This window comes from Marinobacter sp. S0848L (genome assembly GCF_023016065.1).
In the GTDB taxonomy this organism is placed as follows: Bacteria; Pseudomonadota; Gammaproteobacteria; order Pseudomonadales; family Oleiphilaceae; genus Marinobacter.
In genome coordinates this window covers 521,388-547,524 of record NZ_JALKAQ010000001.1, presented here as the reverse complement: position 1 = coordinate 547,524, position 26,137 = coordinate 521,388, and the positions used below count along the sequence as shown (strand labels likewise).

At 56.7% G+C, this 26,137-nt stretch carries 31 protein-coding genes and 1 other RNA gene; 11 read left to right on the top strand and 21 right to left on the bottom strand.

Annotated features, from left to right (window positions below; all coding sequences use genetic code 11):
• The first annotated feature begins 117 nt into the window (after nt 1-117).
• Both MWU64_RS02625 and MWU64_RS02620 read left to right on the top strand, forming a co-directional pair.
• Nucleotides 118-2,118 (top strand): EAL domain-containing protein, encoded by a 2,001-nt coding sequence (locus MWU64_RS02625; RefSeq protein ID WP_247060476.1) that lies wholly within the window; start codon nt 118-120, stop codon nt 2,116-2,118.
• Nucleotides 2,119-2,125: 7 nt separating this feature from the next.
• Nucleotides 2,126-3,178 carry a DUF2333 family protein gene (locus MWU64_RS02620; RefSeq protein WP_247060474.1) on the top strand — a complete coding sequence of 351 codons (1,053 nt, stop codon included), beginning with the start codon at nt 2,126-2,128 and terminating at the stop codon, nt 3,176-3,178.
• A 78-nt stretch (nt 3,179-3,256) separates the two neighbouring features.
• Here the strand turns inward: MWU64_RS02620 and ppa are convergent, their stop codons facing one another.
• The 3 genes from ppa to rpiA all read right to left on the bottom strand — a co-directional run bounded on the left by ppa (nt 3,257) and on the right by rpiA (nt 6,010).
• The gene (gene ppa, locus MWU64_RS02615) at nt 3,257-3,784 is read right to left on the bottom strand and encodes an inorganic diphosphatase (RefSeq protein ID WP_247060472.1); all 528 of its coding nucleotides are present in this window, start codon (nt 3,782-3,784) and stop codon (nt 3,257-3,259) included.
• A gap of 270 nt (nt 3,785-4,054) precedes the next feature.
• Nucleotides 4,055-5,194: an acyl-CoA dehydrogenase family protein gene (locus tag MWU64_RS02610; protein WP_247060470.1), complete on the bottom strand. Its 1,140-nt coding sequence runs from the start codon at nt 5,192-5,194 to the stop codon at nt 4,055-4,057.
• 135 nt (nt 5,195-5,329) lie between these two features.
• A complete protein-coding gene (gene rpiA, locus MWU64_RS02605; RefSeq protein WP_247060468.1) occupies nt 5,330-6,010 on the bottom strand; it encodes a ribose-5-phosphate isomerase RpiA in 681 nt (226 codons plus the stop codon).
• Nucleotides 6,011-6,144: 134 nt separating this feature from the next.
• Here rpiA and ilvA point away from each other — a divergent pair, with 134 nt between their 5' ends.
• Together ilvA and MWU64_RS02595 are read left to right on the top strand one after the other, a co-directional pair.
• Entirely contained in the window at nt 6,145-7,680 is a 1,536-nt protein-coding gene (gene ilvA, locus MWU64_RS02600; protein WP_247060466.1) for a threonine ammonia-lyase, biosynthetic, read from the top strand.
• A gap of 336 nt (nt 7,681-8,016) precedes the next feature.
• On the top strand, nt 8,017-8,181 hold the full coding sequence (locus tag MWU64_RS02595) for a hypothetical protein (RefSeq protein WP_247060457.1): 165 nt from the start codon (nt 8,017-8,019) through the stop codon (nt 8,179-8,181).
• On the opposite strand, the gene MWU64_RS02590 is transcribed toward MWU64_RS02595, so the two are convergent.
• The 6 genes from MWU64_RS02590 to MWU64_RS02565 all read right to left on the bottom strand — a co-directional run bounded on the left by MWU64_RS02590 (nt 8,166) and on the right by MWU64_RS02565 (nt 11,511).
• Nucleotides 8,166-8,762, bottom strand: coding sequence for a 5-formyltetrahydrofolate cyclo-ligase (locus MWU64_RS02590; RefSeq protein WP_247060455.1), 597 nt, complete (start codon nt 8,760-8,762; stop codon nt 8,166-8,168). The two genes, MWU64_RS02595 and MWU64_RS02590, sit on opposite strands and share 16 nt — an antisense overlap.
• Before the next feature lie 4 nt (nt 8,763-8,766).
• Nucleotides 8,767-8,946, bottom strand: a non-coding RNA gene (gene ssrS / locus MWU64_RS02585) — 6S RNA.
• 61 nt (nt 8,947-9,007) lie between these two features.
• Nucleotides 9,008-9,304, bottom strand: coding sequence for a cell division protein ZapA (locus tag MWU64_RS02580; protein ID WP_247060453.1), 297 nt, complete (start codon nt 9,302-9,304; stop codon nt 9,008-9,010).
• Entirely contained in the window at nt 9,304-9,510 is a 207-nt protein-coding gene (locus tag MWU64_RS02575; protein ID WP_247060442.1) for a TIGR02449 family protein, read from the bottom strand. The genes MWU64_RS02580 and MWU64_RS02575 overlap by 1 nt, the downstream gene beginning before the upstream one ends.
• 118 nt (nt 9,511-9,628) lie before the next feature.
• Nucleotides 9,629-10,906, bottom strand: a complete 1,278-nt coding sequence (locus MWU64_RS02570; protein WP_247060440.1) for an ABC transporter permease — start codon at nt 10,904-10,906, stop codon at nt 9,629-9,631.
• On the bottom strand, nt 10,903-11,511 hold the full coding sequence (locus MWU64_RS02565; RefSeq protein WP_348645537.1) for an ABC transporter ATP-binding protein: 609 nt from the start codon (nt 11,509-11,511) through the stop codon (nt 10,903-10,905). Before MWU64_RS02565 ends, MWU64_RS02570 begins: the two co-directional genes overlap by 4 nt.
• A gap of 162 nt (nt 11,512-11,673) precedes the next feature.
• Here MWU64_RS02565 and MWU64_RS02560 point away from each other — a divergent pair, with 162 nt between their 5' ends.
• Nucleotides 11,674-12,189 carry a DUF3299 domain-containing protein gene (locus MWU64_RS02560; protein ID WP_247060436.1) on the top strand — a complete coding sequence of 172 codons (516 nt, stop codon included), beginning with the start codon at nt 11,674-11,676 and terminating at the stop codon, nt 12,187-12,189.
• Nucleotides 12,190-12,191: 2 nt separating this feature from the next.
• Here MWU64_RS02560 and MWU64_RS02555 read toward each other — a convergent pair whose 3' ends face one another.
• A complete protein-coding gene (locus MWU64_RS02555; RefSeq protein ID WP_247060428.1) occupies nt 12,192-12,746 on the bottom strand; it encodes a DUF2796 domain-containing protein in 555 nt (184 codons plus the stop codon).
• Between the two features lie 180 nt (nt 12,747-12,926).
• Between MWU64_RS02555 and MWU64_RS02550 the strand changes: the two genes are divergently transcribed.
• From MWU64_RS02550 to MWU64_RS02530, 5 genes are all read left to right on the top strand, one after another.
• Nucleotides 12,927-13,526 (top strand): UPF0149 family protein, encoded by a 600-nt coding sequence (locus MWU64_RS02550; protein ID WP_247060426.1) that lies wholly within the window; start codon nt 12,927-12,929, stop codon nt 13,524-13,526.
• 12 nt (nt 13,527-13,538) lie between these two features.
• Complete coding sequence (gene pepP / locus MWU64_RS02545; protein WP_247060424.1) at nt 13,539-14,858, top strand: Xaa-Pro aminopeptidase; 1,320 nt, start codon at nt 13,539-13,541, stop codon at nt 14,856-14,858.
• A gap of 19 nt (nt 14,859-14,877) precedes the next feature.
• A complete protein-coding gene (ubiH, locus tag MWU64_RS02540) occupies nt 14,878-16,149 on the top strand; it encodes a 2-octaprenyl-6-methoxyphenyl hydroxylase (RefSeq protein WP_247060770.1) in 1,272 nt (423 codons plus the stop codon).
• Nucleotides 16,139-17,362, top strand: coding sequence for an FAD-dependent monooxygenase (locus tag MWU64_RS02535; protein ID WP_247060422.1), 1,224 nt, complete (start codon nt 16,139-16,141; stop codon nt 17,360-17,362). The genes ubiH and MWU64_RS02535 overlap by 11 nt, the downstream gene beginning before the upstream one ends.
• A gap of 68 nt (nt 17,363-17,430) precedes the next feature.
• Entirely contained in the window at nt 17,431-18,345 is a 915-nt protein-coding gene (locus MWU64_RS02530; protein ID WP_247060420.1) for a DUF808 domain-containing protein, read from the top strand.
• On the opposite strand, the gene MWU64_RS02525 is transcribed toward MWU64_RS02530, so the two are convergent.
• The 10 genes from MWU64_RS02525 to ubiE all read right to left on the bottom strand — a co-directional run bounded on the left by MWU64_RS02525 (nt 18,342) and on the right by ubiE (nt 24,928).
• Nucleotides 18,342-19,061, bottom strand: a complete 720-nt coding sequence (locus MWU64_RS02525; RefSeq protein ID WP_247060418.1) for a 16S rRNA (uracil(1498)-N(3))-methyltransferase — start codon at nt 19,059-19,061, stop codon at nt 18,342-18,344. The two genes, MWU64_RS02530 and MWU64_RS02525, sit on opposite strands and share 4 nt — an antisense overlap.
• The gene (gene tatC / locus MWU64_RS02520) at nt 19,058-19,831 is read right to left on the bottom strand and encodes a twin-arginine translocase subunit TatC (protein WP_247060416.1); all 774 of its coding nucleotides are present in this window, start codon (nt 19,829-19,831) and stop codon (nt 19,058-19,060) included. Before tatC ends, MWU64_RS02525 begins: the two co-directional genes overlap by 4 nt.
• Nucleotides 19,828-20,223: a Sec-independent protein translocase protein TatB gene (gene tatB, locus MWU64_RS02515; RefSeq protein ID WP_247060414.1), complete on the bottom strand. Its 396-nt coding sequence runs from the start codon at nt 20,221-20,223 to the stop codon at nt 19,828-19,830. Before tatB ends, tatC begins: the two co-directional genes overlap by 4 nt.
• A gap of 11 nt (nt 20,224-20,234) precedes the next feature.
• Nucleotides 20,235-20,462, bottom strand: coding sequence for a Sec-independent protein translocase subunit TatA (gene tatA, locus MWU64_RS02510; RefSeq protein ID WP_247060412.1), 228 nt, complete (start codon nt 20,460-20,462; stop codon nt 20,235-20,237).
• A gap of 85 nt (nt 20,463-20,547) precedes the next feature.
• On the bottom strand, nt 20,548-20,877 hold the full coding sequence (locus MWU64_RS02505; RefSeq protein ID WP_247060411.1) for a phosphoribosyl-ATP diphosphatase: 330 nt from the start codon (nt 20,875-20,877) through the stop codon (nt 20,548-20,550).
• A gap of 12 nt (nt 20,878-20,889) precedes the next feature.
• Nucleotides 20,890-21,306 (bottom strand): phosphoribosyl-AMP cyclohydrolase, encoded by a 417-nt coding sequence (gene hisI, locus MWU64_RS02500; protein WP_247060409.1) that lies wholly within the window; start codon nt 21,304-21,306, stop codon nt 20,890-20,892.
• A 58-nt stretch (nt 21,307-21,364) separates the two neighbouring features.
• Nucleotides 21,365-21,832 (bottom strand): DUF1643 domain-containing protein, encoded by a 468-nt coding sequence (locus MWU64_RS02495; RefSeq protein WP_247060407.1) that lies wholly within the window; start codon nt 21,830-21,832, stop codon nt 21,365-21,367.
• 32 nt (nt 21,833-21,864) lie between these two features.
• Nucleotides 21,865-23,508 (bottom strand): ubiquinone biosynthesis regulatory protein kinase UbiB, encoded by a 1,644-nt coding sequence (ubiB, locus tag MWU64_RS02490; RefSeq protein WP_247060405.1) that lies wholly within the window; start codon nt 23,506-23,508, stop codon nt 21,865-21,867.
• Nucleotides 23,505-24,146, bottom strand: a complete 642-nt coding sequence (locus MWU64_RS02485; RefSeq protein ID WP_247060403.1) for an SCP2 sterol-binding domain-containing protein — start codon at nt 24,144-24,146, stop codon at nt 23,505-23,507. Before MWU64_RS02485 ends, ubiB begins: the two co-directional genes overlap by 4 nt.
• Nucleotides 24,146-24,928, bottom strand: coding sequence for a bifunctional demethylmenaquinone methyltransferase/2-methoxy-6-polyprenyl-1,4-benzoquinol methylase UbiE (ubiE, locus tag MWU64_RS02480; RefSeq protein WP_114334601.1), 783 nt, complete (start codon nt 24,926-24,928; stop codon nt 24,146-24,148). The genes MWU64_RS02485 and ubiE overlap by 1 nt, the downstream gene beginning before the upstream one ends.
• Nucleotides 24,929-25,044: 116 nt before the next feature.
• Between ubiE and MWU64_RS02475 the strand changes: the two genes are divergently transcribed.
• Nucleotides 25,045-25,323 (top strand): polyhydroxyalkanoic acid system family protein, encoded by a 279-nt coding sequence (locus MWU64_RS02475; RefSeq protein WP_247060401.1) that lies wholly within the window; start codon nt 25,045-25,047, stop codon nt 25,321-25,323.
• 6 nt (nt 25,324-25,329) lie between these two features.
• Here the strand turns inward: MWU64_RS02475 and MWU64_RS02470 are convergent, their stop codons facing one another.
• Nucleotides 25,330-26,079, bottom strand: a complete 750-nt coding sequence (locus MWU64_RS02470) for a hypothetical protein (RefSeq protein WP_247060399.1) — start codon at nt 26,077-26,079, stop codon at nt 25,330-25,332.
• Between the last annotated feature and the right edge of the window lie 58 nt (nt 26,080-26,137).

Sequence of the window (26,137 nt, the reverse complement as noted above, 5' to 3'; positions counted from 1 at the left end):
AGTCTATAGTGTTTAATGTTGTCGACGTAGACGGCACTTTGTAAATGTTTGTCAACTCTTGAAAGTGGTCACAGAGTTGAGGGCATCTTTGGATTCAGTCCCAGGTCTTGGAGCTATATGGCAATGGTGCAGGTAGCGAACAGGCAGCGGCAATATGGCGTGCTGAGCCTTCGGGCATTGTTGTTGCTCTTCACCGGCAGTTTATTGGTGCTCATATTGCTGGCCATTTTTTCGGTGACCTTTAATACCTTCCGGGATTACGTTTCGTCGCAGCACTTAGAGCACGCACAAGACGCGGCAACCGCCACCGGCGTGGCGTTATCCAAAGCCGTTGATGCCTCCGACATCGTTGCCGCTTCCTCGTTGATTGATGCCGTTTTCGATAGCGGTAGCTACCTGTCAGTGAAATTTGTTGGTCATGAAGGAATTATGCTGGCGGGCCGTTCTATGCCCTTAAGAACGCGGATAGCCCCCGCTTGGTTCGTGCAGCTGGCGACATTGCCCAAACCGGAAGGGACGGCGCAAGTGGTACGTGGTTGGGCGCAGCTGGGCACGGTGCAGGTGGTCAGCAACCTGGGCCGGGCTTACGACGATCTCTGGCGAATTACGGTGGGCTTGTTGGCCGGGGTGGTTGTCATTGGCGGTATCGGCATGCTGGCTTTAGGGCTTTTGCTACGGCGTTTGCTGAAGCCGCTGAAAGCATTGGAAAAGCAGGCCCGGGCACTAAGTCGTAGGGATTTCAGAGAACGGGTGGAGATGCGTTCTACCCGGGAGTTGAACCAGGTGACCGAGGCGATGAATCAGATGGCGGACGATCTGGGCCAGCTGTTCGCCGGCCAGGGAAAGTTGATCCAGCATTTGCGAAAAGTGAACAACGAAGACGCGGTGACCGGGCTTGCAAGCCGCAGCGCGTTTGATCAGCGCCTGAAGGTGGAGGTTGAATCCGAGGAGAAATCCGCACCCGGGGTGCTGATGCTGCTTCAGCTGAGCTGTTTTGCTGACTACAACCAAAGCCACGGCCGCGAAGACGGCGACGAGGTGCTGAGGCAGGTGGGCAAGGTTGTTAAGGCGTTTGTGATGAAACACGCCGGAGCATTTGCGGGCCGACGAACCGGGGCGGAATTTGCCGTGTATCTGCCCGGTGCCTCGGCTGTGGATGTGAAAGTGTGGTGTGAGGGAATAGTCGAGAAGCTTGATGGGCTGTATGCGGATATGGCCGCGCCACTTGAAACGTTTGTGCATGCGGGGCTGGCGATTGCATCGAAAGAGGCGGATGTCCGGGATTTGCTGGCGGCCGCAGACACGGCGTTGCGGACTGCTCAGCAACGTGAGGAGTCCTGTTGCTGGATCAAGGATGCCAGTGGCAACAGTAATCACACGATGGACACATGGCGCGACATCATTAACGATGCTATTCAAGAGAAGCGCTTGTCACTTTGGTTGCAGCCAATGGTGCAGGGCCCTGATCAGGAACTTCAGTATTATCAGGTGTTTTCAAGAATTTGCGCGCCAGAGGGTGTATTGAAGGCGGGCGCGTTTGTGCCGATGGCGGAACGCCTCGGGTTGATTGCCGATATTGATCGAGCGCTGGTCGCCAGCGTTCTTGAGCGCCTTGAGAATCAACCAGACGAAAAGCTCGCGATTTCGTTAGGTTCGGCCTCGGTAGCCGATGATACGTTCCGGGAAGACCTGCTGGAGATGCTGGGTTCTGCCGACACACTCAATCGCCGTTTGTGGGTAGGCATTTCTGAAATGACTCTGCACCACCACCGCGCGCAGGCGAGTCAATTGATTCGGGCACTGGTTAAACGGAACGTTCCGGTTTTGGTGGACCGCTTTGGTGTGGGTGGGGTGCCGTTCAATTACTTGCGGAACCTGCCGTTGAGCGCTTTGCGAATTGATAACAGTTTTGTTCATGATCTGGATAGCCACGAGGATAACCGGTTCTGGCTCGAGTCGGTTATCGGCATTGCCCGCAGTCGGGGTGTGAAAGTTTTCGCTACGGGTGTAGAAAGAGGTGCGGAATACTCGGTACTCTGTAAATTGGGTATCGATGGCGCCATGGGCTACCATTTGGGCCGACCCTTTGCGGCCGACGAGAAATCAACAGGAGAGTAAACGTTTTATGCCGGGGAAAATCAGACAGTACTTCAAGGACAAGAAAGAAGATGTTCAGGATTACACCGGTGGCAGCGGCGTAATCGGCAAGTTTATCTTGGCGCTGCTTGTGGTGTACCTGCTGATTACCATTGTGTTGGGCGTCATCTGGAGCAGTGAGCCGGACAGCTTCTCGGTGCGGGAGCATACCCGCACGTTGGCCAGTTCGATGGAACGTGAACCGGTAGCCGGATTTGCCACCACGGCCACTATGATCCGGTTGGCTGAAACGCTGCTGGATAAGCCGGGTGGCTACATTTCGAATGATATCTTTCCTCCCGGACTCTGGATGGACAACATGCCGAACTGGGAATACGGCGTGCTGGTGCAACTGCGGGATTTGTCCCGTTCGCTTCGCAAAGACATCAGCCGGTCGCAGAGCCAGTCTGCGGAAGATCCGGACCTGACCATTGCCGAGCCGCAGTTACACTTTGACAGTGAAAGCTGGGCGATTCCGTCCACGGAAAACGAATACCGTCGCGGCATCAATGCACTGAAACGCTACCTGAACCGTTTGTCGGATCCTGAGCAAAGCAATGCTCAGTTTTTCGCCCGGGCAGACAACCTGAACAACTGGCTGGCAGACCTGGAAACGCGTTTGGGCAGCTTGTCCCGAACTCTGAGTGAAAGTGTCGGTAAAGCTTCGGTCAGTGAAACTATGGCGAATATGGACGACGGTGACCCGCTGTCTGAGGCGGTCAACGGTGAGGATGTGAAAACCGACTGGACCAAGATTGATGACGTGTTTTATGAAGCGCGCGGCACGGCTTGGGCGTTGTTGCATATTTTCCGGGCGATGGAGGTGGACTTCCGCAAGGTGCTGCAAGACAAGAATGCGATGGCGAGTGTGCAGCAGATCATCATCGAGCTGGAAGGCACCCAAGCGTCTATGTGGAGCCCGGTGATTCTGAACGGCAGTGGGTTTGGTGTGTTGGCGAACCACTCGTTGACGATGGCGGCTTACTTGTCGCGGGCGAACGCAGCGATCAGTGATATGCGGGACTTGTTGTCGCGGGGCTGATGCCCGTTTGGATGTTTGTTGAATAAAAAACCGGGCTGCTCTAAAGAGTCGCCCGGTTTTTTTATGCCCGAAACGCGATTAGCCTTTGTAGGCGTTAACCGAGTCTACGATGGCTTGCTTGGCTTCGGCAGCGTTGCCCCAGCCTTGTACTTTTACCCACTTGCCTGGCTCGAGAGTTTTGTAGTTCTCGAAGAAGTGACGAATCTGGTCGCGCAGAAGCGCTGGCAGGTCGTCGATTTCTTTGACGTCGTGGTAGATGGTGGTCAGCTTGTCATGGGGTACGGCAACCAGTTTGGCGTCGCCACCGGCTTCGTCTTCCATGTTCAGTACGCCAACCGGACGGCAGCGGATAACAGAGCCCGCCTGGATCGGGTATGGGGTCACAACCAGTACGTCCAGCGGGTCGCCGTCGTCAGCCAGGGTGTGAGGGATGAAGCCGTAGTTGGCCGGGTAGAACATGGGGGTGGCCATGAAGCGGTCTACCAGCAGGGCGCCCATGTCTTTGTCGAGTTCGTACTTGACCGGGGAGCTGTTGGCCGGGATTTCGATGGCTACGTAGATGTCTTCTGGCGGGTTTTTGCCCGCTGGGATGTTGTCGAATTGCATGTGAGTTCCTTCCTGATACGTTAGGTTCGTTTAACGGTGTTCGAAAAGTGGGCGCAATTATACGGGACTCTACAGGCATTCGAAACTAAACGTTGGTGGCGGCTTGGCTTTGGGTGCAAGCGGGCCTCTGGCAGCCCTGTCCGAAAAACGCCCGTGAATACGTCCCTGTAGGGCTCGGTCGCGCCATCCTTGGCGCTCCACGTTTTCGGACAGGGCCACCAGAGGCCCTTTCCAGCTTCAGGGCAAGCCCGATTCAGTAATTTCCGAAATCTACAGTCTGATCTGTTTGGCAATCAGTTCTTTCATGATTTCAGTGGTGCCGCCGCCGATGGAGAGAATCTTGGCGTCGCGGTACAGGCGATCAACCACAGATTCGCGCATGTAGCCCATGCCGCCGAACAGTTGCACGGCTTCGCGGGTGACTTTTTCGCAGACGTCCACGGAGAAGTTTTTCGCCATCGCCACTTGTTTGATGGGGTTTTTGCCCGCTTGCATGAGGGCTGCGCAGCGGTAGGTGTATTCCCGGGCGATGTCGATTTGGGTGGCCATGTCCACGAGTTTGTGGCGGGTGATCTGAAAGCCGGAGACAGGGCGGCCGAAGGCTTGGCGTTGTTTGGTGTAATCCAGTGCCGCTTCGTAGGCCAGTTGGGCGGTCATGTAGGCCATGATGGACAGGCTCAGGCGTTCGGCCAGGAAGTTGCTCATGATGGCGATGAAGCCGGCGTTTTCGGCGCCGATCAGGCGGTTGGCGGGGACTCGGCAGTCTTCGAAGTAGAGTTCGGCGGTGTCGCTGGCCCACCAGCCCATTTTGCGGAGTTTGTTGCCGTTGGAGAAGCCGGGCATGTCGCGGTCGATCAGCAGCAGGCTGATACCCGCGTGGCCTTCGCCTCCGGTGCGCACGGCAACGGTGTAGTGGTCGGCGCGGGTGCCGCTGGTGATGAAGGTTTTGCTGCCGTTGACGATGTAGTGGTCACCCTCGCGAACCGCTCGGGTTTTGATGTTGGCGACGTCGGAGCCACCGCCGGGTTCAGTGATGGCGAGGGCGGAGATTTTTTCGCCGCGCAGTACCGGGGGTACGAGCTGTTCCCGAATCTCTTTCTTTGCCCACTTGGCAACGGGCGGTAAACCGATATCGAGGGAGCCAAGGCTGGCCACGAAACCGCCGGAGGTGGAGCGCATCAGTTCTTCGGAGGCAGCTACTTTCATGAAGATGTCGCCTTCGCCAATGCCCCCTAGTGCTTCAGGGAACCCTATGCCGAGAAGGCCGGCGTCACCGGCTTTTTGGTAGATGTCTCGTGGAAACTCGCCAGCTTCTTCCCAGTCGTCGATATAAGGTCGAACGTGGGTTTCGATGAATTTACGGGCGGTCAGGCGCACCTGTTCGTGGGTTTCGTTGAAGTAGTCAGACACGTTGGCGTTCCTTGTTATTTTTGGAGTAGCCCAAGTGTCGCTCAAATATTGGCACCAAGCAAGCGCTTGGTTTTATGGTTGCACTGTAAAAAAGCCGGCTGATAAACCGGCTTTTGGGGACCTTGCGCAGCGGTATTAATCGCCTTGGCGAGGAATGCTTTTTACGCCTTCGCTGGTGCCTAGTAGCAACAAGTCGGCTGGGCGACGTGCGAACAGGCCGTTGGTAACCACGCCAACAATGTTGTTGATGCGTTCTTCCACTTGAATCGGGCGGGAGATGTCCATGTTGTGAACGTCGATGATGATGTTGCCGTTGTCGGTGGTGACACCGTCACGATACACCGGGTCGCCGCCGAGTTTTACGATCTCGCGGCCAACGTGGCTGCGGGCCATGGGGATGACTTCAACCGGTAGGGGAAATGCGCCCAGGATATCCACTTTTTTCGAGTCGTCGGCGATGCAGATGAAGGTTTTGGCGACCGCTGCGACGATTTTTTCACGGGTAAGCGCTGCGCCGCCGCCTTTGATGAGTTCTAATCGTTCGTTGGTTTCATCGGCACCGTCTACGTAGTATTCCAGTTCGTCGATCGCGTTCAGGTCGTACACCGGGATGCCGTGCCCCTTCAGGCGCTCAGCGGTAGCTTCGGAGCTGGCGACGGCGCCGTCAAACTCGTTTTTGTAATCGGCCAGAAAATCGATGAAGAAGTTCGCCGTACTGCCGGTGCCAACCCCGACAACGCTTTTGCGATTCAGGTGTGGGGCAATATGGTCCATGGCGGCTTTGGCCACGGCTTTTTTGAGTTCGTCCTGAGTCATGGGGCGCTCCGGGTGAGATCGGATGAATTTAACCGCATTATACGCCTGCGGGCGTTCTGCTTGTAGACGGCAACCGTGCAAACTTCCTAAACTGTACGTTTTTTCCAATCCGATCATCAGCAACCGGAACCATCATGCCGCAACGTTACATCAAGAAGATCCTCGATGCGCGGGTGTACGACATCGCCATCGAAACACCGCTCACTGAAGCCCGTAGTCTGTCCGCACGGTTTGGCAACAATATTATGCTCAAGCGTGAAGACCTGCAGCCGGTGTTTTCCTTCAAGATTCGTGGCGCGTACAACCGGCTTGCTCAGCTCTCGGACGAGCAAAAAGCCAAGGGCGTGATATGCGCGTCCGCCGGTAACCACGCTCAGGGTGTGGCCATGTCGGCGAAGCAGTTGGGCATCAAAGCGGTCATCGTCATGCCGCAAACCACACCGGACATTAAAGTGAAGTCCGTGCGCGAGCGAGGGGCCAAAGTGGTGCTTAAAGGCGATGCCTTTGACGAAGCGGCCGCTCATGCGCAGGAACTGATTGCCAAACACGGGTATACCTACATCCCGCCCTATGATGACCCGGACGTGATTGCCGGGCAGGGCACGGTAGCCATGGAATTGATGTGGCAGTTTTCTCAGCCGTTGCATGCTGTGTTTATCCCGGTTGGCGGTGGTGGTTTGATCGCTGGCATGGCCGCCTACATCAAATACCTGCGCCCCGATATTAAAGTCATCGGCGTAGAGCCGGAAGATTCCAACTGCCTGCAGGCCGCCATGGCCGCCGGTGAACGGGTGGTGCTGGACGAAGTAGGCATCTTTGCCGACGGCGTTGCGGTTAAGCAGATTGGTGAAGAGCCTTGGAACATCTGCAAAGACAACGTCGATGAAGTGATCACCGTCAGCACCGATGAAATCTGTGCGGCCATCAAAGACGTGTTCGAAGACACCCGTTCCATCGCAGAACCCGCGGGTGCGTTGTCTGTGGCAGGTATCAAAAAATACATCGCGCGGGAGCAGCTCGAAGGCGAAAATCTGGCCGGTGTACTCAGCGGTGCCAACATGAACTTCGACCGCTTGCGTTATATCTCCGAACGCACCGAAATCGGTGAAAAGCGCGAAGCCGTGCTGGCGGTGACCATCCCGGAGCAGCCCGGCGCGTTCAAAACCTTCATCAAAGCGTTGCACAAGCGCAGCATCACAGAGTTCAACTACCGCTACGCGGATGCCCAGCAGGCGGTGATCTTCGTGGGTATCCAGATACAAGCTGGAGGGCTAGGCCGGGAAGAACTGCTGCAAGACCTGCGCGAAAACGGCTATTCCGTTACCGACCTCACCGACAGCGACATAGCGAAACAACACATTCGCCACCTGGTCGGCGGCCACGCGCCCTCGATCACCAACGAAGTGGTGTATCAGTTTGAATTCCCCGAGCGCCCGGGTGCGTTGCTGAAGTTCCTGATGTCACTCGGCACCCGCTGGAACATCTCCCTGTTCCACTACCGCAACCATGGCGCCGCCTACAGCCGCGTTCTGCTTGGCGCGCAGGTGAACCCTGACGAAACCTCGGCGTTCGAAGAGATGCTGGAGAAGGTCGGTTTCCGTTACGAGAACATGACCGACAACGAAGCCTACAAGCTGTTCTTGGGAGCCGGTAACGGCAAGTCCGAGTAAAACGCTAGTTTGCAAGCAGGAACCCTAAGTAGAAGTAGTGGCTGAACCCCCTGTCGAAACTGTGCGGAGCCATGGATGGCGGAGCCCAAGCGCCCCAAGGATGGGCCGAAGGAGCGTGTTTCGACAGGGGGTTCAGCCACTGCTTCGGCCGGCCAATCGCCGTTACCATAGCTTTTGGGTTTGTCACGCAAACGTCATCAAACCCTTACGTAATCGTAATCCGTCAAAAATTGTAAAACTGAAATTAGATGTTAGTCTTTCGTCTAATTCTTGATATCAAGAATAGCCACCTGATTTTCCAGCCATTTAGTTCAAAGAATAACGGGAATACGCCCCATGGGTAACAAGCCAGACATCATCCGCACCATTGTGTTCATCTTTGCTGTTGGTCTGGTAATTACCGGTGTGACCACAACCCTTCAAGCCTCTGAAGACAAACGATCTGCCAGAGACGTTCCCGCTACCAGCTTGGTCCAGTCAGCCGACTACCGCCGGAACTGATAACACTGCTTATCAGTAACCACGCCGTGGAGAGGCACGTCCCACGGTTCGATCGGTAACGCTTCCACCTTTTGAAACTCATGGGCAAGCCCGATCAGCTTCGGTGCCATAGCCGGCCGAACTCTGCTGAACGCAAAGGTGCGGTCATAGAAGCCACCGCCCATACCCAATCTACCGCCTTGCTCATCAAAGCCCACCAGCGGAAACAGAACCGCATCCAAAGACCAGGCAGGCCTGCATCTGGCTTCCGGGAACGGGGGCTCGGGAATGCCGAAACGGTTCGGCGTTAGTTCCGTGCCATCCCGATAGGGGCTGAAGACCAGCTTTCCGGGATAAACCGGATGCAACACCGGCAAATAGAAGTGAATGTTCTTGTGCCGCCCCAGATCAATAAACAAATGCGGGTCGATTTCGCCATCATTTGCCAGATAAATGCCGATGTGTTTCGCGCGATATAAATCGGGATGACGAAGCAGATTCAGGGCGAGGTGCTCTGAGGCTTGTTGCTGTTGTTCGAAAGAGAGATCGTTGCGCAGGCTGCGCAATTCTTTGCGGAGATCGCTTCTGGAAAGGGTGTTCAAAATAAAGCTTCCCGGGCTGCCGTTATCGGATGTAGCCCTTGAACCCAAAGTTCAAGGTCGGCGACCGCTGTGACATATTAGGCTTTCCCCCGCGGGGGACGTGCTCACAATGCCCTGAAGTGGTCACCTGGGTAAAGCGCATCGGCTCGAGGACGTACCCGACCAGCGAACAGCCCAGGAAGTTGAACCATTATAGGGCCAAGGCCGGCCCCGATTGCAACCCCCTTCGCCGAGACTTTCTGAGATTAGCGGTCAGAGGATTCGCCCAACGCCTTGTCCAGGCGGTTATCCATGGCTTTTAGCAGGGTGCTGGTAGCTTCAGACATAGTGTCTCGCTCCAGCAGGGAATGCGTAATATTCAATGCGGCCATCACGGCAATGCGCTCGGTGCCGAACACTTTGCCGGTAGCGCGGATTTCACGCATTTTGTTGTCCAGATGCCGAGCGGCACGCAGTAGCGCCTCTTGCTCTTCCTGCGGACAGGCCACCAGGTACTCTTTGTCGAGAATCCGGACTTCAACGGTGGTTGACTGCTGTGACATCAGTGGTGCTCCAGTGCCCGAAGGCGGCCAATCATGGCTTCAATCTTGTTTTTGGCAAGATCGTTTTTTTGCATAAGCTGGGCCCGCTCCCGATTCCAATCGTCCTGCGATTCACGCAGTAAAGCGTTGTCTCTCTCGAGCTTTTCGCAGCGCTCGATCAACTTGTCCAGCTTGTCCGCTAACAACTGTACTTCGGACTGTTCCATGACGTGCTCAGTGTGAGTAATTTGGATTGCAGTAACTATAAGTGCCCGCACCACAGCGGTCAATTTACCGCATTGTCATGGCGCGGGCTCCGTGAAGTGTGTCACCTTTGAAGTCAGGTTAGTTCGGGTTGTTGTTGCCGAACGATAAGGTTCGGCTTTTCCGCCAGTGGTGCCAGGCTGGCGCCAGCGAAACCGCAAACGCGACCACCGGCACCATGCTGAGCAGCAGCCATTCATCCGGATTCAACGCACGTAAGCCGATGTGAATGCCGTAATGCGTCAGCAGCCAGGGGCTGAGGCTCGCTATGAGCGCTGCGCCGATGAACAGGCTGAAGCTGCAGGATGCGAGCGCGAGCAGAACGCATTCCAAACTATAGAGCCCGGCGATCAGGCTCGGAGGCGTGCCCACAGCGCGCAGAATCGCCACTTCCCGATGGCGTTGCGACTGAATCGTTAACAGCACTGCTATTAAACCGATCAGGCTGGTGGCGACGACGAACACACTGATCCCCAGAAGAACCTGCTCAAACTGGCCCATCATACGCCACAGTTCGCTGAGTGCGACGCCGGGCAAGATGGCCGACAGTGGCTCGCCCGGAAACTGGCTCAGTTCACGTTGCAGCTGGAAGGTCATAATCGGATTTTTCAGACCCAGCAGGATGGCGGTGATAGCGTCTGGGGTGAAGGAGCGGGCCTCGGCCGAGCTGGCCGACAAAGTGCGGCCCGGGATGGCAACACCGGATTCCCAGCCCACGTGCATGGCTTCCATCGCCTCCAAGCTGATATAAACCGCTTGATCAATCGGCGTGCCGGTGGCTTGCAGTATGCCGGAAACCCGGAAGGGCAGGTCGGCGTGGTTGGAGAAGCTGGTGCGCCCGCCACCATGAGACAACACAATTTGATCGCCCAATTGGTGTTGAAGCTGCCGGGCGACTTCCGCACCAAGGGTGATATCGAACAGTTGTGAGAACCATTGGCCCTGAGCCAGCTTCAGTGGCTGGTCGTTGCCATGCTGAAACCTTTCCAGAAACCGGCCGTTGGTGCCCACCACCCGGTAGCCTTGGTAACTGTCTCCCAAAGAAATCGGAACGGCCCAGTTAACCCGCGGGTCGTCTTCAATATGTTTGAAGCTGCTCCAGCGGATGTTGTTGGTGGCGTTCCCGATGTGGAAAACGGTGTACAGCAGTAGGTTCAGCTGTCCGCTGCGGGCGCCGACGATCAAGTCGGTGCCGGAGATGGTACTGGTGAACGATTGCCGAACTTCGGTGCGCAGGTATTGAATGCCCAGCAACAGTGTGACACTGAGAGTAAGCGTCAGGCATACCATGGCCAACACCCGGCGGCGGTACCAGAGGCTGGCGGTTGCCAACGAGAGCGTTAGGCGAAGCTTGCTCATGATTCACCTCCCAGTGACCGTTGGTGGTGGAAATGATTCGCGAGGCTCTGATCGTGACTGACGAACACGACGGAGCAACGGTGCTCGTGGGCCAGCGTCAGGAGTAGCTCGATAAAGCGGTCGCGGTTATCGGTATCCAGTGCCGACGTGGGTTCATCCGCCAGGATGATTTCCGGTGAGCCGATCAGGGCGCGTGCTGCGGCTACCCGTTGTTGTTGGCCAATGGACATCTCGGTGACCGGTCGGTGCCAGAGCGCGTCGGGAATCGAAAGCTGTTGCAGCAGGGCTGTTGCGGCTGTCTCGGGGTTACCTTGAGTTTGGTTCCGGCGCCTTGTGGATAAACGGCACGGTAGGGTGACATTGGCCAGTGCGCTCAGATAAGGCACCAGATTGAATTGCTGGAAAATAACGCCCATATGGTCGGCCCGGAACCGGTCCCGGGCGCCGCCTTTTAGCGTGCTCAGATTGGTTTCAAGCAGGTTCACGGCCCCCGTTTCCGGCAACATCATGCCTGCCAGCAAGCTGAGCAGTGTGCTTTTCCCAGTGCCACTGGCGCCGCGTAAAAAAAGATGTTCGCCGCGATGGAGCTGGATGTCGGGAAACATCAGGGGGGCTTGCTGTTTTGGCCATCGAAACCGGAGTTGGCGGGTTTGGATGGCGAGTGAACCGGAAGGAGGTTGAGCTGTCTCTATGTTCATGTCGGCTGTTTGAGTTCCGTTGTATGATGGCCGTAATCGTTTGACATACCCCAAGTGGAGCAGCGTTTCATGTCACTGGCCTTGAATGCTCGTGCAATATTGGCGGGCTTTGGACTGTTTGTCCTCGTTTTGGTTTCCGGCCTGGTTGAGGCTAAACCCAGAGAAATTGATTGGCTTGAGTTGATGCCGGCCGAAGACCTCGCGTTGCTTGAAAATCTGCCGGAGGTAGTGCACGAAGGTGACGGGCCGGCTTTGCTTCCGGATGAAATTATGACCGGTCGGGTGGTGCCCGAAATGGCCAATGTGGAAGCCCGGATTCCCGGTTTCGTGGTACCTCTGAAAACCACCAAAGACATGCGCATCCTCGAATTCTTTCTGGTGCCATACTACGGCGCGTGCATTCATGTGCCGCCACCACCGCCCAACCAGATTATCCATGTGAAATATCCGGACGGGTTCACCTTGCAGGCGCTGTACGACCCGGTCTGGATTGAGGGGAAACTGACCCTCGAAAAAACGGAAAATGCCATTGGTGCGTCGTCCTATTCGATCAAGGCCAGCGCCGTTGAACCCTATACCGAGTGACGCTATCGGCCAAGCTGAAACCGGTGCTTGCCGGGCGTCAGACGGGTGCCGTTCTGGCCTTTCGGGCTGACCCATTGCGCATTGAGCTGTTCCAAACCGGGGAAACGCTGAAAGAGCGTGGTTTGTAGTTTATTCGTATCGGAAAGCCCGGGGCAGTGCAGGCGTTGGGTGATCTCGATATCGCTGTGTCCTGAGTGGTCGTGATCATGACTCTGGTCATGGTGATCGGCGTGCGGGTCGTTCCAACTGGTCAGCACATCGGACTGCTCGGGCGAGCATTGTTGCTGAGGGGTATCGACCAAGGCGGTGTGCTTAAGCCAGTCAACGGCGGATTTGACCGTTTGATGCTGTTCGGCGGAACGTGGCGGATGCTCAAAGCCAACCAGATTGTAAGCGGGTGATCGCAACAGCACATCGATTTGTTCGCCTGAAACCGCCACTTGCAGCTCGGCCATTCCATGCTGGTGTGCCTGAAGATTTTGCTGCGCGACTGTTGGGCCGCCATAAAGTGCAAATGTCAGAGCGCCGGTAAGCGTCAGAGAGTGCTTGAGTTTCATTGGGTTGCCTTTGCGAATTTTGGATATGTTATAACATATTCTTCTTGGGCGTTCAGAAAAGCAAGCCCGAGAACCGACGACCGTGCCACACGTGCCGTGGAATGCTAGGATATAGCCCTAAATATGACCGGAGTTCCTTGCCTGGCAAGTGACTCCCCCGATACAGGAAGCTGCTGTTTCATGTCTGAAACTGATACCACCGCTGCCGCCCGAGCTGCAGAGTTTGAGCAATGGGCCAACGTGTTCACCGCCCATAAGGCCTTCAGCCATCCGTCCGAGCTGCACGGCGTACTGTGTGGTCAATTGTCGGCAGGCACTCGTATCACCGAGCAGGAATGGCTGGCCATGGTTTGTGATCACATGGGGTTGGCTGAACAGGCTCTGGAAGAGTCTGAAAAGCTGGCGCCATTCATGAACGGCGCGTACGCGAAAACACTGGCGCAGCTGCAGTCTTCGGACATGAGCTTCCAGCCTTTGTTGCCGGACGACGACTACGCCATTGAACAGCGCCTCGAAGCCCTGGTGTCTTGGGTTCGCGGTTTTCTGGAAGGCATGGCACTGGCGGCCGGCGCATCACTGGGTCAGGCACCGGATGAAATCCGTGAGCTGATAGAAGACCTGGTGGCCATCAGCCAGCTGTCGGACGAAGAAGAATCGGATGAAGAAAGTGAACAGCAATTACTGGAAATTACCGAGTATGTTCGGCTGGGCGCGCTGACCGTATTCACCGAATTCAACGAGCCTGAGAAACCCGCAGGCAACGCGCCGACTTTGCACTGATCAGGAGACATCATGGCTGTAACGATTTCGACCAAAGAGTTCGCTGAGCGCCGTCGCAAGTTAATGGGCTTGATGGCACCGGACAGCATTGCGATCCTGCCGGCAGCGCCGGAACGGGTTCGAAATCGGGACGTACTGCACCCGTTTCGCCAAGACAGTGATTTTCAATACCTGACCGGCTTTGGCGAGCCGGAAGCCGTCTTGGCCCTGATTCCGGGGCGGGAGCACGGCGAAGCGGTGCTGTTCTGTAAAGAGCGAAACCCCGAGAAAGAACTCTGGGATGGTTTTTTGGTGGGCCCCGAAGGTGCCATCGAGCAGTATGGTTTGGATGATGCCTTCCCCATCGCAGATATCGACGACATCTTGCCTGGCATGATCGAAGGCCGAAGCCGGGTGTATTACCCGCTGGGTAAAGACGATGCCTTCGATACCCGGGTCATGGATTGGGTCAAAGTGATTCGCAGCAAAGTGCGGGCGGGCGCCCATCCCCCCGGGGAATTTGTCGCTCTTGAACATCTGTTGCACGACCTGCGTTTGTACAAAAGCGCCGGCGAAGTGAAGGTGATGGCCAAAGCCGCCGAGATCAGTGCCGAGGCTCACTGCAACGCCATGAAACGCGCTCGCAAGGGTGGCTACGAATACAACCTGGAAGCTGAGCTGATTCGTACCTTTATGGATCACGGGGCCCGTTCAACGGCGTATCCGTCGATCGTTGGCAGTGGTGCAAACGGCTGCATTTTGCATTACATCGAGAACAGTGCGCCCCTGAAAGAGGGTGATCTGGTATTGATCGATGCCGGTTGCGAGCTCGATTGCTACGCCTCGGACATTACCCGCACCTTCCCGGTCAGCGGTAAGTTCAGCCCGGAGCAAAAAGCGCTTTACGAAGTGGTTTTGGAAGCACAGTACGCTGCCATTGATGCGGTCCGCCCCGGCAACCACTGGAACCACTCCCATGAAGCGGCACTGAGGGTGCTGACTCAAGGTCTGATCGATCTGGGCCTGTTGTCGGGAGGTGTGGATGACGCTATTGCTGAAGAAGCTTACAAACCCTTTTTCATGCACCGGACCGGCCACTGGCTAGGTCTGGATGTTCACGATGTGGGTGATTACAAGGTCGGCGATGCCTGGCGCCAGCTGGAGCCCGGTATGGCGCTCACGGTGGAACCGGGGTTGTACATTGCGCCGGACAACACCAGCGTTGATGAAAAATGGCGTGGCATCGGCATTCGCATTGAAGACGATGTTGTGGTCACCAAAGACGGTTGCCGGGTATTGACCGACGGTGTGCCGAAAACCGTAGCCGATATTGAAGCGTTGATGGCGGACTGACCCTGTGACCGACACCCGAATGGATACCGATCTGATCATCGCCGGCGGCGGTCTGGCTGGCGCGACTTTGGCGCTGGCCGTGGCGCGAGTGGTGCCGGAACTTCGGGTGACCGTGGTCGAGAGTTTTCCGTTGTCGCCTGACGCGCTGCCGGACGATTATCAGCCCAGTTACGATGCCCGCTCCACGGCACTGGCCTGGGGTTCCCGGGTTATTTTTGAAGAGCTTGGGCTCTGGTCCGCGCTGGCGGAACACGCCACGCCAATTCGGCACATTCATGTTTCGGATCGTGGCCGGTTCGGGGCGACTCGTCTGCACGCCAAAGATCACCAGCAGGAAGCCTTGGGTTATGTAGCGGATAACCGCTGGATGGGGCTGTGCCTGATGCGAGCCTTACTGGCGGCCAATATTCGCTGGGAAGCGCCGGCTGAAGTGGCCGATATGGCACCGCTCAGTCAAGGCGTACGAGTCAGCATCCGCAAGGATGGCGAAGAGCAGGAGTTGACGGGCCAGTGTCTGGTGGTGGCCGATGGCGGCCGTTCCGGCTTGCGGGAAAAACTGGGTTTTCAGCCGCGCACGGTGGATTATGGCCAAAATGCATTGATTGCCAACGTCACCACCAGCGAGGCTCACCAGTTCACGGCCTTTGAACGTTTTACACCGTCTGGCCCCATGGCCATGCTGCCCCAAGGCTCACCGGCCCGTGCCGGACACGACTCTGCGCTGGTCTGGACCCTGAGCGATGAGGAACTGGAAACCTTGCTTGAGCAGGCCGACGAAGACAAATGCCGCTCCCTGCAAGAGCGCTTCGGCTGGCGTTTGGGGCGCATCACGCGCATTGGCCAATGCAACCACTACCCCTTAAAACTGACCACCGTGGACGAAGCGGTTCGCCCGGGCGTGGTTCTTGTCGGGAATGCGGCCCACGCTCTGCATCCGGTGGCCGGGCAGGGCTTCAACCTTGCATTACGGGGTTTGATGGCGTTGGTGGAACAGTTTCGCGTGGCTACAGATAACGGCGTATCGATTGGCTCGTTGTCGGTGCTGAACGAATACCAGCAAAGGCACCGCCAGGACTGGCAGCAAACCGTGCAGTTCTCGGATTCGCTGATTCGGGTGTTCGGGCAATCCCTGCCGCCTTTGGCGCTTGCTCGGGATGCGGGGTTGATGGGGTTGGATCTGGTGCCCGTAGCCAAACGCTGGTTTGCCCGTAAGGCCATGGGTACAGGTGGACGCAAAGCTGCAATTCCGTCCGTTAAAGCCGATCAGGAGGCCGTTCGTCATGAGTCATGAGTCCGGGGAGCAGCGCTTCGACATATTGGTGGTCGGTGGGGGCATGATTGGCTCGGCACTGGCGCTGGGGCTGTCCCGGCAAGGCTGGCAGGTAGGACTGGTGGAAGGTGCGCCGGTTGAGCATTTGCTCGATCAACCGTCACCTGCGACCGACGTTGAAAGCTTCGAGCCAAGAGTCAGCGCGATTTCGCTGGCCAGTGAACGCTTACTGCAGAATTTAGGAGCCTGGCCTCGCGTGCAGGCGGGGCGGCATTGCGGCTACCGGGAAATGATCGTGTGGGACGGCGACGGCACGGGTCGCGTGCATTTTGATGCTGCTGAACTCCATGCTCGCACATTAGGCACGATTGTGGAAAACCGGAACATAGTCCGTGGCCTGTTTGAATCCCTGGTTGAGAGCGACGTTGCTCTAATTGACGGCGTGCGGGTGCAAGGCTGGGTGCGCGGTGAGGGTGTTCAGCTGGAAGACGGCCGCCTGCTAGCCGCTGATCTGGTGGTTGGTGCGGATGGTGCTATGTCTCGCCTGCGCCAATGGAGTAGCCTGGCTACCCGGGAATGGGATTACGACCAGCACGCCATTGTGGGCACGGTGCGCACCAGTCAGTCGCATCGCTTCACTGCGTGGCAAAGCTTTACCCCCACCGGGCCACTGGCGTTCTTGCCGTTAAATAACGAAGCTGGCGACGAGCATTTCTGTTCGTTCGTCTGGTCACAGGACACCGCTGAAGCGCGTCGGCTGATGGCGCTCGATGACGATAGTTTCCGGCAAGAGCTCGAAGCGGCGATTGAACGTGAACTCGGTGAGGTATGGGAAGTTTCCAAACGATTTTCCTTCCCTCTACGTCAGCGCCACGCCAAAGATTACGTCACCGACGGTCTGGCATTGGTGGGCGATGCGGCCCATACCATTCATCCATTGGCGGGGCAGGGCGCAAATCTCGGTTACGGTGATGTCCGGGTTTTGCTGGACGAGCTGGGCCGGGCGAAGGAGCTGGGCCTGAACCCGGGCGATGAGTTGGTTCTGGCCCGTTACCAGCGTCGTCGCAAGGGCGAAAACCTTACCATGATGGCGGGGATGGAGGGCTTCAAGCAGCTCTTTGCCCGGGATGAATTGCCGGTTCGGTGGCTACGCAATGCCGGTATGCGCTGGTTCAATAAGCTGGCACCGCTAAAGAATCGAATTGCTGCCGAAGCCATGGGCATTGACGGGTAGCGCTGCCCCAGACTATTCCGTAAACTTTTCCTGATCGAACCAGACCCCAGCAGACAAAGGAATTGTTTATGGCAGGTGCCAGCCTTCTTACCCTTCTCGATGACATCGCGACGATGTTGGATGATGTGGCCTTAATGACCAAGGTCGCCGGCAAGAAAACCGCAGGCGTGTTGGGGGATGATCTGGCGCTCAATGCCCAGCAAGTCGCCGGTGTTAAACCCGCTCGGGAATTGCCGGTGGTTTGGGCCGTTGCCAAAGGCTCGATGCTGAATAAATGCATTCTGGTGCCCGCCGCCGTAGCGATCAGTTTTTTCCTTCCGTGGTTGGTTATTCCGCTGTTGATGCTTGGTGGTGCTTTCTTGTGCTTCGAAGGCTTCGAAAAAGTGGCCCACAAATTCTTGCACGGCAAGGAAGAGCAGGCGCACAAGGAAAATCTTCGGGAAGCCCTAAAGAATCCCGAGGCTAATCTAAAAGAAGTCGAACGGGAAAAAATCAAAGGCGCTATTCGAACCGATTTCATCCTGTCCGCCGAGATCATTGCGATCACTCTAGGCATCGTGGCCGAGAAAAGTCTTGGAATTCAGTTTGCTGTGCTTACGGTCGTCGCGGTGATGGTGACTGTTGTGGTATACGGTTTGGTGGCGGGTATCGTGAAAATTGACGATGGAGGGCTGTACCTGAGCCAGAGAGACTCGGCGGTCCTTCAGCGCATCGGGGACGGCATTCTGTGGTTAGCGCCTTACATGATGAGGACTCTGACCATTGTTGGCACCATTGCCATGTTTTTGGTGGGTGGAGGTATTCTCACACACGGCATAACGCCGGTTTACGAGGCCATTCGAGGATTCGCGGCCGAGGTAGGCGGCATTGGTGCTGTTTTAATTCCCACCCTGGGTGATGGCTTGTTCGGGCTAATCGCCGGCGGTGTGTTAGTGGCCGTTCTCACGCCGGTTATAAAGCTTTGGCAAAATCGAAACGCTTAAAGGCAGGCGTCGAACAAACGGCTGACCAACACCGGAACAGCCGTTTCCACTCGAAGAATCCGGGGGCCAAGGTGCACGCTTTGGCAACCCGCTTCCTCCAGCTTTCTCACTTCGTAATCGGTAAAACCACCTTCGGGGCCGATGCATATTGCCGCCGGCTCGTTCAGATGTGTCGGGCAGGGAATGGCCGTGCCCGGGTGGGCAACCAGTGCCCGTTTGCCGGCCAATAGCGCAGGCAATTCGTCTTCAACAAACGGCTTGAACAGCTGGCGAATGTGCACCTGTGGCATCAGAGTGTCTTTGGATTGTTCCAGCCCCAGCGTCAGGTTGTCGCGCAGATTATCCTCGGACAGCCAGGGCGTTTGCCAGAAGCTTTTCTCCACCTTATAGCTGTTGATCAGCCAGATGTCTTTCACGCCCAGCGAGGCGCAGGTTTGCAGCGTGCGCCGGAACATCTTGGGACGGGGCATGGCAAGAATCAGAGTCAGCGGCAAGGGCGCGGGCGCAGGGTGCTCCAGACAGACCTGCAGCTCGGCTTCTGAGTCCGTGAGATGGATAACCTCACCATAACCCATGGCACCGTTCACGCGGCCCACAGGCAGTTTGTGGCCTGCTCCGGCTTTGAGTACGGTTTTCAGGTGCTCAAAGCGACGACCGCGCAGCCGTACGCGGTCCGAAGCGATGAAGTCGTCGTCAAACAATAAGGCCAGGTTCATTGGCTGCCCAGCTCTTCCTCGTCGGTATCCCGCCGCTCTTTGTAGGCCAGCCGTCCGAATAAAATGCCGAATTCGAACAAGATCCACATGGGAACTGCCAGCAGGGTCTGGGAAATGATGTCAGGCGGGGTCAGCAGCATGCCAATGATGAAGCAGGCGACCACCACATAAGGCCGCTTGGCGGCGAGATCTTTGGGGGTGGTTGCGCCGGTAAGAATCAAGAGCACCGTGGCAATGGGGATCTCGAAGGCGACGCCGAAAGCGAAGAACATCTTCAGGATAAAGTTCAGATAGCTGGCAATATCCGGCAATTCGATGATGCCTTCCGGCCCGATGGCGGTAAAAAAGCCGAATACCAGCGGGAATACCACAAAGTAAGCGAAGGTGGCGCCACCATAAAACAGCACAACCGAGGTAAACAGCAGCGGGAACGCCAGGCGTTTTTCATGGGCATACAGACCCGGCGCGACAAAGCTCCAGAGCTGATAAAGAATGACGGGAATGGCGGCAAACACTGCCAAGACCAAAGCCAGCTTCAGAGGCGCGAAGAAGGGCGAGGTGATGTCTGTAGCGATCATCATCTGACCTTCGGGAAGCAAGTCGCGCAGGGGCTGGGACAGCAGCAGGTACAAGTCGTTGGCAAAGGGGTAAATCACTGCAAAGCAGATGATGACGGCCAAAACCATTTTCAGTAAGCGGTTACGCAGCTCAAGCAAATGCTCTATGAGCGGCATTTCTGGCGCTTGTTGGCCTTCGGGTGATGAACTCATGAACGGCTTTCCGGCGAATTCCCTGAGGTTGAGTCTGTATTGCTGCTTGGCTGGTCGTTCGATATGGCGCTTTCAGGCTGAGCGGGTTTGCTCTTTGCCGAGTTGTTCTCCGGCAGAATCATGTGTTCGTACTTTTTGGCTTCGTCGAGTGCGCCTTTGACGGTCTTCTCGACATCTTCCAATCCTACATCACCGGCTTTGCGCAGCTGTTCCCGAAGCTCTTCCGCTTTCAATTCGCGGTCCAGTTCGGACGTGAATTGTCGGACCATACGGCGAGCACCACCGACCCACCGGCCAGCCGTCCGGGCAGCAGACGGCAGCCGCTCCGGACCAAGGACGAGCAGTGCGATGATGCCGCAAATAAGAAGCTCAACAAAGCCAATATCGAACATTCAGTTGGCGCTCAGCTCTTTTGCTTTTCCTGTGTTTTCGCGTCAGCCTGAGTTTGTTCGGCTTTTTGGCCTTCCAAAGTGTCAGCTTCCTCGGATTTCTCGTCTTCGTCATTCATGGACTTTTTGAAGCCACGAATTGCACCGCCGAGATCGGTGCCGATGTTACGGAGTTTCTTGGTTCCGAACAGCAAAATAACGATGCCGAGTACGATAAGAAGTTGCCAGATACTGATACCCATGAGGGGTCCTCGTTCGATTGTTTCTGTTATTCACATTGTACGCCAATGACAACCTTGGGCGGAAATACTCCTTAGGGGTACCCCTTTAAGATTGCCGGGACGCTTTTTCTTCCAAGCCGGACAGGTCGAAGCGACGAGCCAGCTCGTCAGTAATGTCTTTCGGGCTCAGGCCGAGGCGAGACAGCATGACCATGGTGTGAAACCACAAATCGGCGGTTTCGTAGATCACATCCTGAGTATCTCCGGAGTGTTCGGCATCTTTCGCCGCCAGCAAGGTTTCGGTGCACTCTTCTCCGACCTTTTCCAGAATCTTGTTCAGGCCTTTGGCGTGCAGACTGGCGACGTAAGAGCTGTCGGGGGCGGCTTCTTTGCGGGCCTCGAGCACCTCAGCCAGGCGTTCCAGTACATCACTCACGGTGTTTGCTCCTCAGTTACTGCCGTAAATCGCGTTTGGGTCTTTCAGGACCGGCTCGGCACTGACCCATTCGCCGTCTTGCAGGGTTCGGTAAAAACAGCTTCTGCGGCCAGTATGACAGGCAATGCCGCCTTTTTGCTCCACTTTTAGCAAGATGACGTCGGCATCGCAGTCCAGCCGGATGTCTTTCAGCACCTGCTGATGCCCGGAGCTTTCGCCCTTGCGCCAGAGCTTGCCACGGGAGCGTGACCAATACACGGCTTGGCCTTCCTCAACGGTCAGCTGAAGCGATTCCCGGTTCATCCAGGCCATCATCAGGATGTCGCCGGTTTCGGCGTCTTGTGCAATGGCGGGTACTAGGCCGTCCTCGGTCCAGAGTATGTCGTCCAACCAGCTGGAGGAGCTTAGGTTATCTGCTAAATCTTTCATTTCGATGAATCCTGAACAGGGTAGGTGCAAGGGCGAAAAGTACGAGGCTCAACCCGCATCATCGAGATTGCACCGGTAGTTTTACAGGCATAAGACTGGCCTTCAAGTACAAAGGATGGGCGGGTTCACCCGACTTGTTCATTCGGATGCAGTGCAAATCAGGCAACAGTTGTTTGACCTGCGCTGAACGTTGCAGGTGCGCGCCGTAATTGCCCCAGGCTGCCACCGCCAGTGCCGATTGTTGTGCGCATCGCGTCAGCCACTCGTCGTTTGCTTCGCCAATTGGCTCGGCTACGGTTATCAGCTCATTCGGCGTGGCGGCACGAAAGGCGAAAAGGTTGGTCACGTGAACCCCGCCGAAACCCCAGCTTTTCGCAAAATTGGTGCAGCGGGTGATGGTGGGGTTATCGTCGGTTTTTGAAGGGTTCAAGCCGATAATCATCACGCTTGGTTTGTCCGCATCCCAGGTCCGGCTGAGGGCATAGCGGTAGCGTCCACAGGGCGAAAGATGGGTTTGGGTATCCATCTTGATTCAGCGCTTGGTGGTTACGAACATGATTAACGGCTACCCCGAAGCACCAGCGCACCCGCGCCGGCGAACAGTGCCCACGACCACAGCGGCACGTTCTGCGCCCATTCGGTTGCGCCCGGCTGGGTTCCAGCGATGCCAACACCGACCAGTGCCAGCGCAATGATGCCCCGGCGCCAGCGGCGGTCGGTTTTGCGCTGCTGTTCGCGCAGTAACGCCAGCGTGTCCTGATTTTGTTGCTCCGTCGGCCCGGCGCTTCGCAGTTGCAGTAACGCATCGTGAACCAGTTGAGGCATTTCTGGTGACTGCTCCAGCCAGGACGGCAAGTGCGTCTGTAAGGATTTGATTAAGCCTGACGGGCCAATGCGCTTACGCATCCAGTTCTCCAAAAACGGTTGCGCGGTGCTCCACAAGTCGAGATCCGGATAGAGCTGACGGCCCAGCCCTTCGACGTTCAGCAGGGTTTTTTGCAGCAGTACCAGCTGAGGCTGCACTTCCATATCGAAACGGCGGGCGGTCTGGAACAGGCGCAAGAGGAAGTGCCCGAACGAGATGTCTTTGAGCGGCTTCTCAAAGATGGGCTCGCACACGGTGCGGATGGCGGCCTCGAATTCGTTAACCCGGGTTTCCGGTGGTACCCAGCCGGATTGAATGTGTAATTGGGCCACTTGACGGTAATCGCGGCGGAAGAACGCAAGCAGGTTGCGGGCCAGATAGCTTTGATCATCGGGAGCCAGCGTGCCGACAATGCCGAAGTCGATGGCGATGTATTGCGGGTCTGCCGGGTTAGAGACGTCCACGAAGATGTTGCCGGGATGCATGTCGGCGTGGAAGAAACTGTCACGGAACACCTGTGTGAAGAAAATCTCCACGCCTTTTTCCGCCAGCACTTTCATGTTCACGCCGGCGGCTTTCAGCGCTTCAACATCGGCGATGGGAATGCCGTGGATGCGCTCCATCACCAGCACGGACTTGCTGGTGTAATCCCAATCGATAAACGGAATGTAGATCAGCGGCGAATTGTCAAAGTTGCGGCGCAACTGGCTGGCGTTGGCGGCTTCCCGTTGCAGGTCCAGTTCGTCGTGGATGGTGGCGTCGTAATCGGCAACCACCTCGACCGGGTGCAGGCGCTTACCTTCGGACCAGTATTTTTCGAGCAAACCGGCCATCAGGTACATCAGCGCCAAGTCCTGGCGAATGACCTTTTCGATGCCCGGGCGAAGAACTTTGACCACCACTTGCTGGCCATTGCGCAAGGTTGCGGGGTGTACCTGCGCCACAGAGGCGGAGGCCATAGGGTCTGCACCAAATTCGGCGAAGAGCTCCGATACAGGAGCGCCCAGAGAGCGTTCGATAATGCCTCGGGCCTGATCGCTGGGGAAGGGTGGTACTCGATCCTGTAGCTGTTTCAGCGATGCCGCCATGTCGTCTGGCAGTAAATCCCGCCGGGTAGACAGAATCTGGCCGAATTTGACGAAGACCGGCCCCAATTCTTCCAGGGCAAGGCGTAAGCGGTCACCACGGCTCAGTTTGGGCTGAGGAAACAGGTGCCAGGGGGCCAGCAGGAAAAAGATTTTCAGAGGCGTGGGCAGTTCCGCCAGGGGCAAGAAGATGTCGAGCCGATAACGGCAAAATACCCAGGCAATTCGGAACAGGCGTTGCAGGCGTGTCACAGGTTCTCCGTATCGGTATCGCTACCAGACAGTTCCAGTTGGTTCAGGCGGGCTTCCAGACGTTCGGCGCGCAGGTTGAGCTCGTCGATGTCCGCAAAAGTGGCTTCCAGTTCGCGGCGCCCGGGCAGGGCACGGCTTTCTTCGTGCAGGTATTCTTCGATGTTGGCGTTCATGGTGTTGAACGCGTTGCGGCTCCACTGCACGGCGTTGCGGATGCTTCTGCCCAGCAAGTGGGCCGGCACGTCGCCAATGTGCCGGGCCATCGCCGCTTCCCAATCGGGTTCGAGTTGGTCCATTGCTCGTTGCAGTTGATGCGCCAAGGCTGTGTCACCGGCCACCCGAAGCCGCTCGTCTGCGAATACCCGATCGTCGCCCAACGCTAGTGCGGCAAAAGCAACCGGTTTGCCGGAAATGCTGAGCACGGCCTGGTCGTCCGGCTGGCTGCGCACCTGCACCTGGTCACCGACCCGCGTCAAGGTCCAACTGGTGGCGAACGGGGCGGTGATGTTGAATTGCACGGGCCCTATCAAAGCCTTCAGCAACGCATCACGACCGCTTGGGTCCAAAGCCAGCGCCCGGTTCAAGGCCGTCTCGACAATGGCGCTGGCCGCAGACAACAGCGTGGGGCCGGGAAACATCAGGGTTTGATCCCTACGTGCAGCGCGACAATGCCGCCGGTCATGTTGTAGTACTTGCAGTTCACCAGGCCGGCGTCTTCCATCATGCCCTTCAGGGTGTCCTGGTCCGGGTGCATACGGATGGACTCGGCCAGATATTTGTAGCTTTCGCTGTCACCGGCAAAGAGTTGCCCCATCAGCGGTAGAGCGCTGAATGAGTAGGTGTCGTAGGCCTTGCTTAGCAGGGGATTGGTGGGTTTGGAGAACTCCAGCACCATCAGTTTGCCGCCCGGCTTCAGGGTACGGGTCATGTCGCGCAAGGCCTGATCTTTATCGGTGACGTTGCGCAGACCGAAGGCGATGGACACGGCGTTGAAACTGTTGTCCGGGAACGGCAGGTGTTCGGCATCGGCCTGAACGTACTCGATGTTGCCGGCGTAACCGCGATCGGTCAGACGGCTGCGTCCCACTTGCAACATGGACGCGTTGATGTCGGCCAGAACCACTTTGCCTGAAGGCCCTACCAAATCGGAGAACTTCATGGTCAGGTCGCCGGTACCGCCGGCAATGTCGAGCACCTGATGGCCGGGGCGAACGCCGCTCAGCTCAATGGTGAAGCGCTTCCACAAGCGGTGGATGCCCATCGACATCAAGTCGTTCATGAGGTCGTACTTGCCCGCGACGCTGTGGAAAACCTCGGCCACCTGGCTTGCTTTCTGGCTCTTCGGCACGTTCCGGAAACCGAAATGTGTCACTTCGTCCTGGCTGTTGCCGGGGGTGCCTGGCGTTTGCTGCTCGCTCATGGGAGATGGTCCTGTCAGAAACTGAATGCTGTATTCTAACCGTTGAGGTGTTGGCTACAAGTTTATTACCGGCTTACACTGTAAAACCGTTTCCAAATAGCTGAGAAAACTGATTCATGTCTGTTATCGATATCCACCGTGCCCATGAACTGGACAAAGAACACGCTCGCGAGGCGGCCGAAACTCTGGCCAAAGACCTGTCGCAGAAATTTGATCTGAACTATCTGTGGGAAGGCGATCAGCTCAAGTTCAAGCGCAGTGGCGTGAAAGGCCAGCTCAACATTGCGGAATCTGATCTGCACATTCGTCTGGAGTTGGGGCTGATGCTGCGTCCGTTCAAGTCTCGCATCGAGCAGGAAATTCATACCCAGCTGGACCAGATCACCAAAGCGTAAGCCGCCTTACAGGTCGCCCGATAGCGAGAAAGGCTCCGGGTGGCCTGCCAGTACGTTTTCCATTACCCGTTGCTCCCGGCTGATCAGTCGCGCAATCAGCACGTCCACTTTGTCCATTTTCCGGAACGCCGTGTAGCCACGGTGTATAAACCCGTGAAGATCCGCCAGCTCGGCGCGCTCCGCGGCGCCCCGGGTCATCGACAGCAGCCAGCCTAAGCTGCGGTTACGCACGTATCGATCCATTTGCTGGCCGGTGATGGCAACCAGTTCCAGCTGACGTTTACGAATCTCTAGCTGGCCGCTGGCTCGGTAGGCTTCACACCAATCTTCGGCGGTAATTTGCTCGGCATCACGGCCGTTTTTATGAAACCACTCGGCCAACTCCAGATCCAGGCTTTGGGTGACCAGGTTCAGCTCCACCAGACCGGCAAAAGTGCCCAGCAGATGGTCGGGTAACCACTTCACCATTTTCGGGAAAATGCGGTCAACGTTGTCATCGCGGCGGGTCATGCCGGCCGGTGCATAGAGGTCAGACAGCAGAAATTCCAGGCCCGTGTGGTAGCCCGGGTGTTGGTAGAGATCATGATGGGTGGCTTTCAAGCGTTCGGCTTGCCAATCCGCCAGCTTGAGGGTGTCTTCTTGCAGCGGGTGACTGGATTTGAGTTGGCGGAAATCGTGGTATTCGAGCAGTAAGCGTTTAAGCCTGTGCGCATTTTCCGTATGCACTTCGGTTGTGATCAGGCGGTCACGATACATGCCAGAGCTCCACTAAGCTGAACTTGAAAGCGTTCAGTTTAGCGAAGCCATGGCGTGG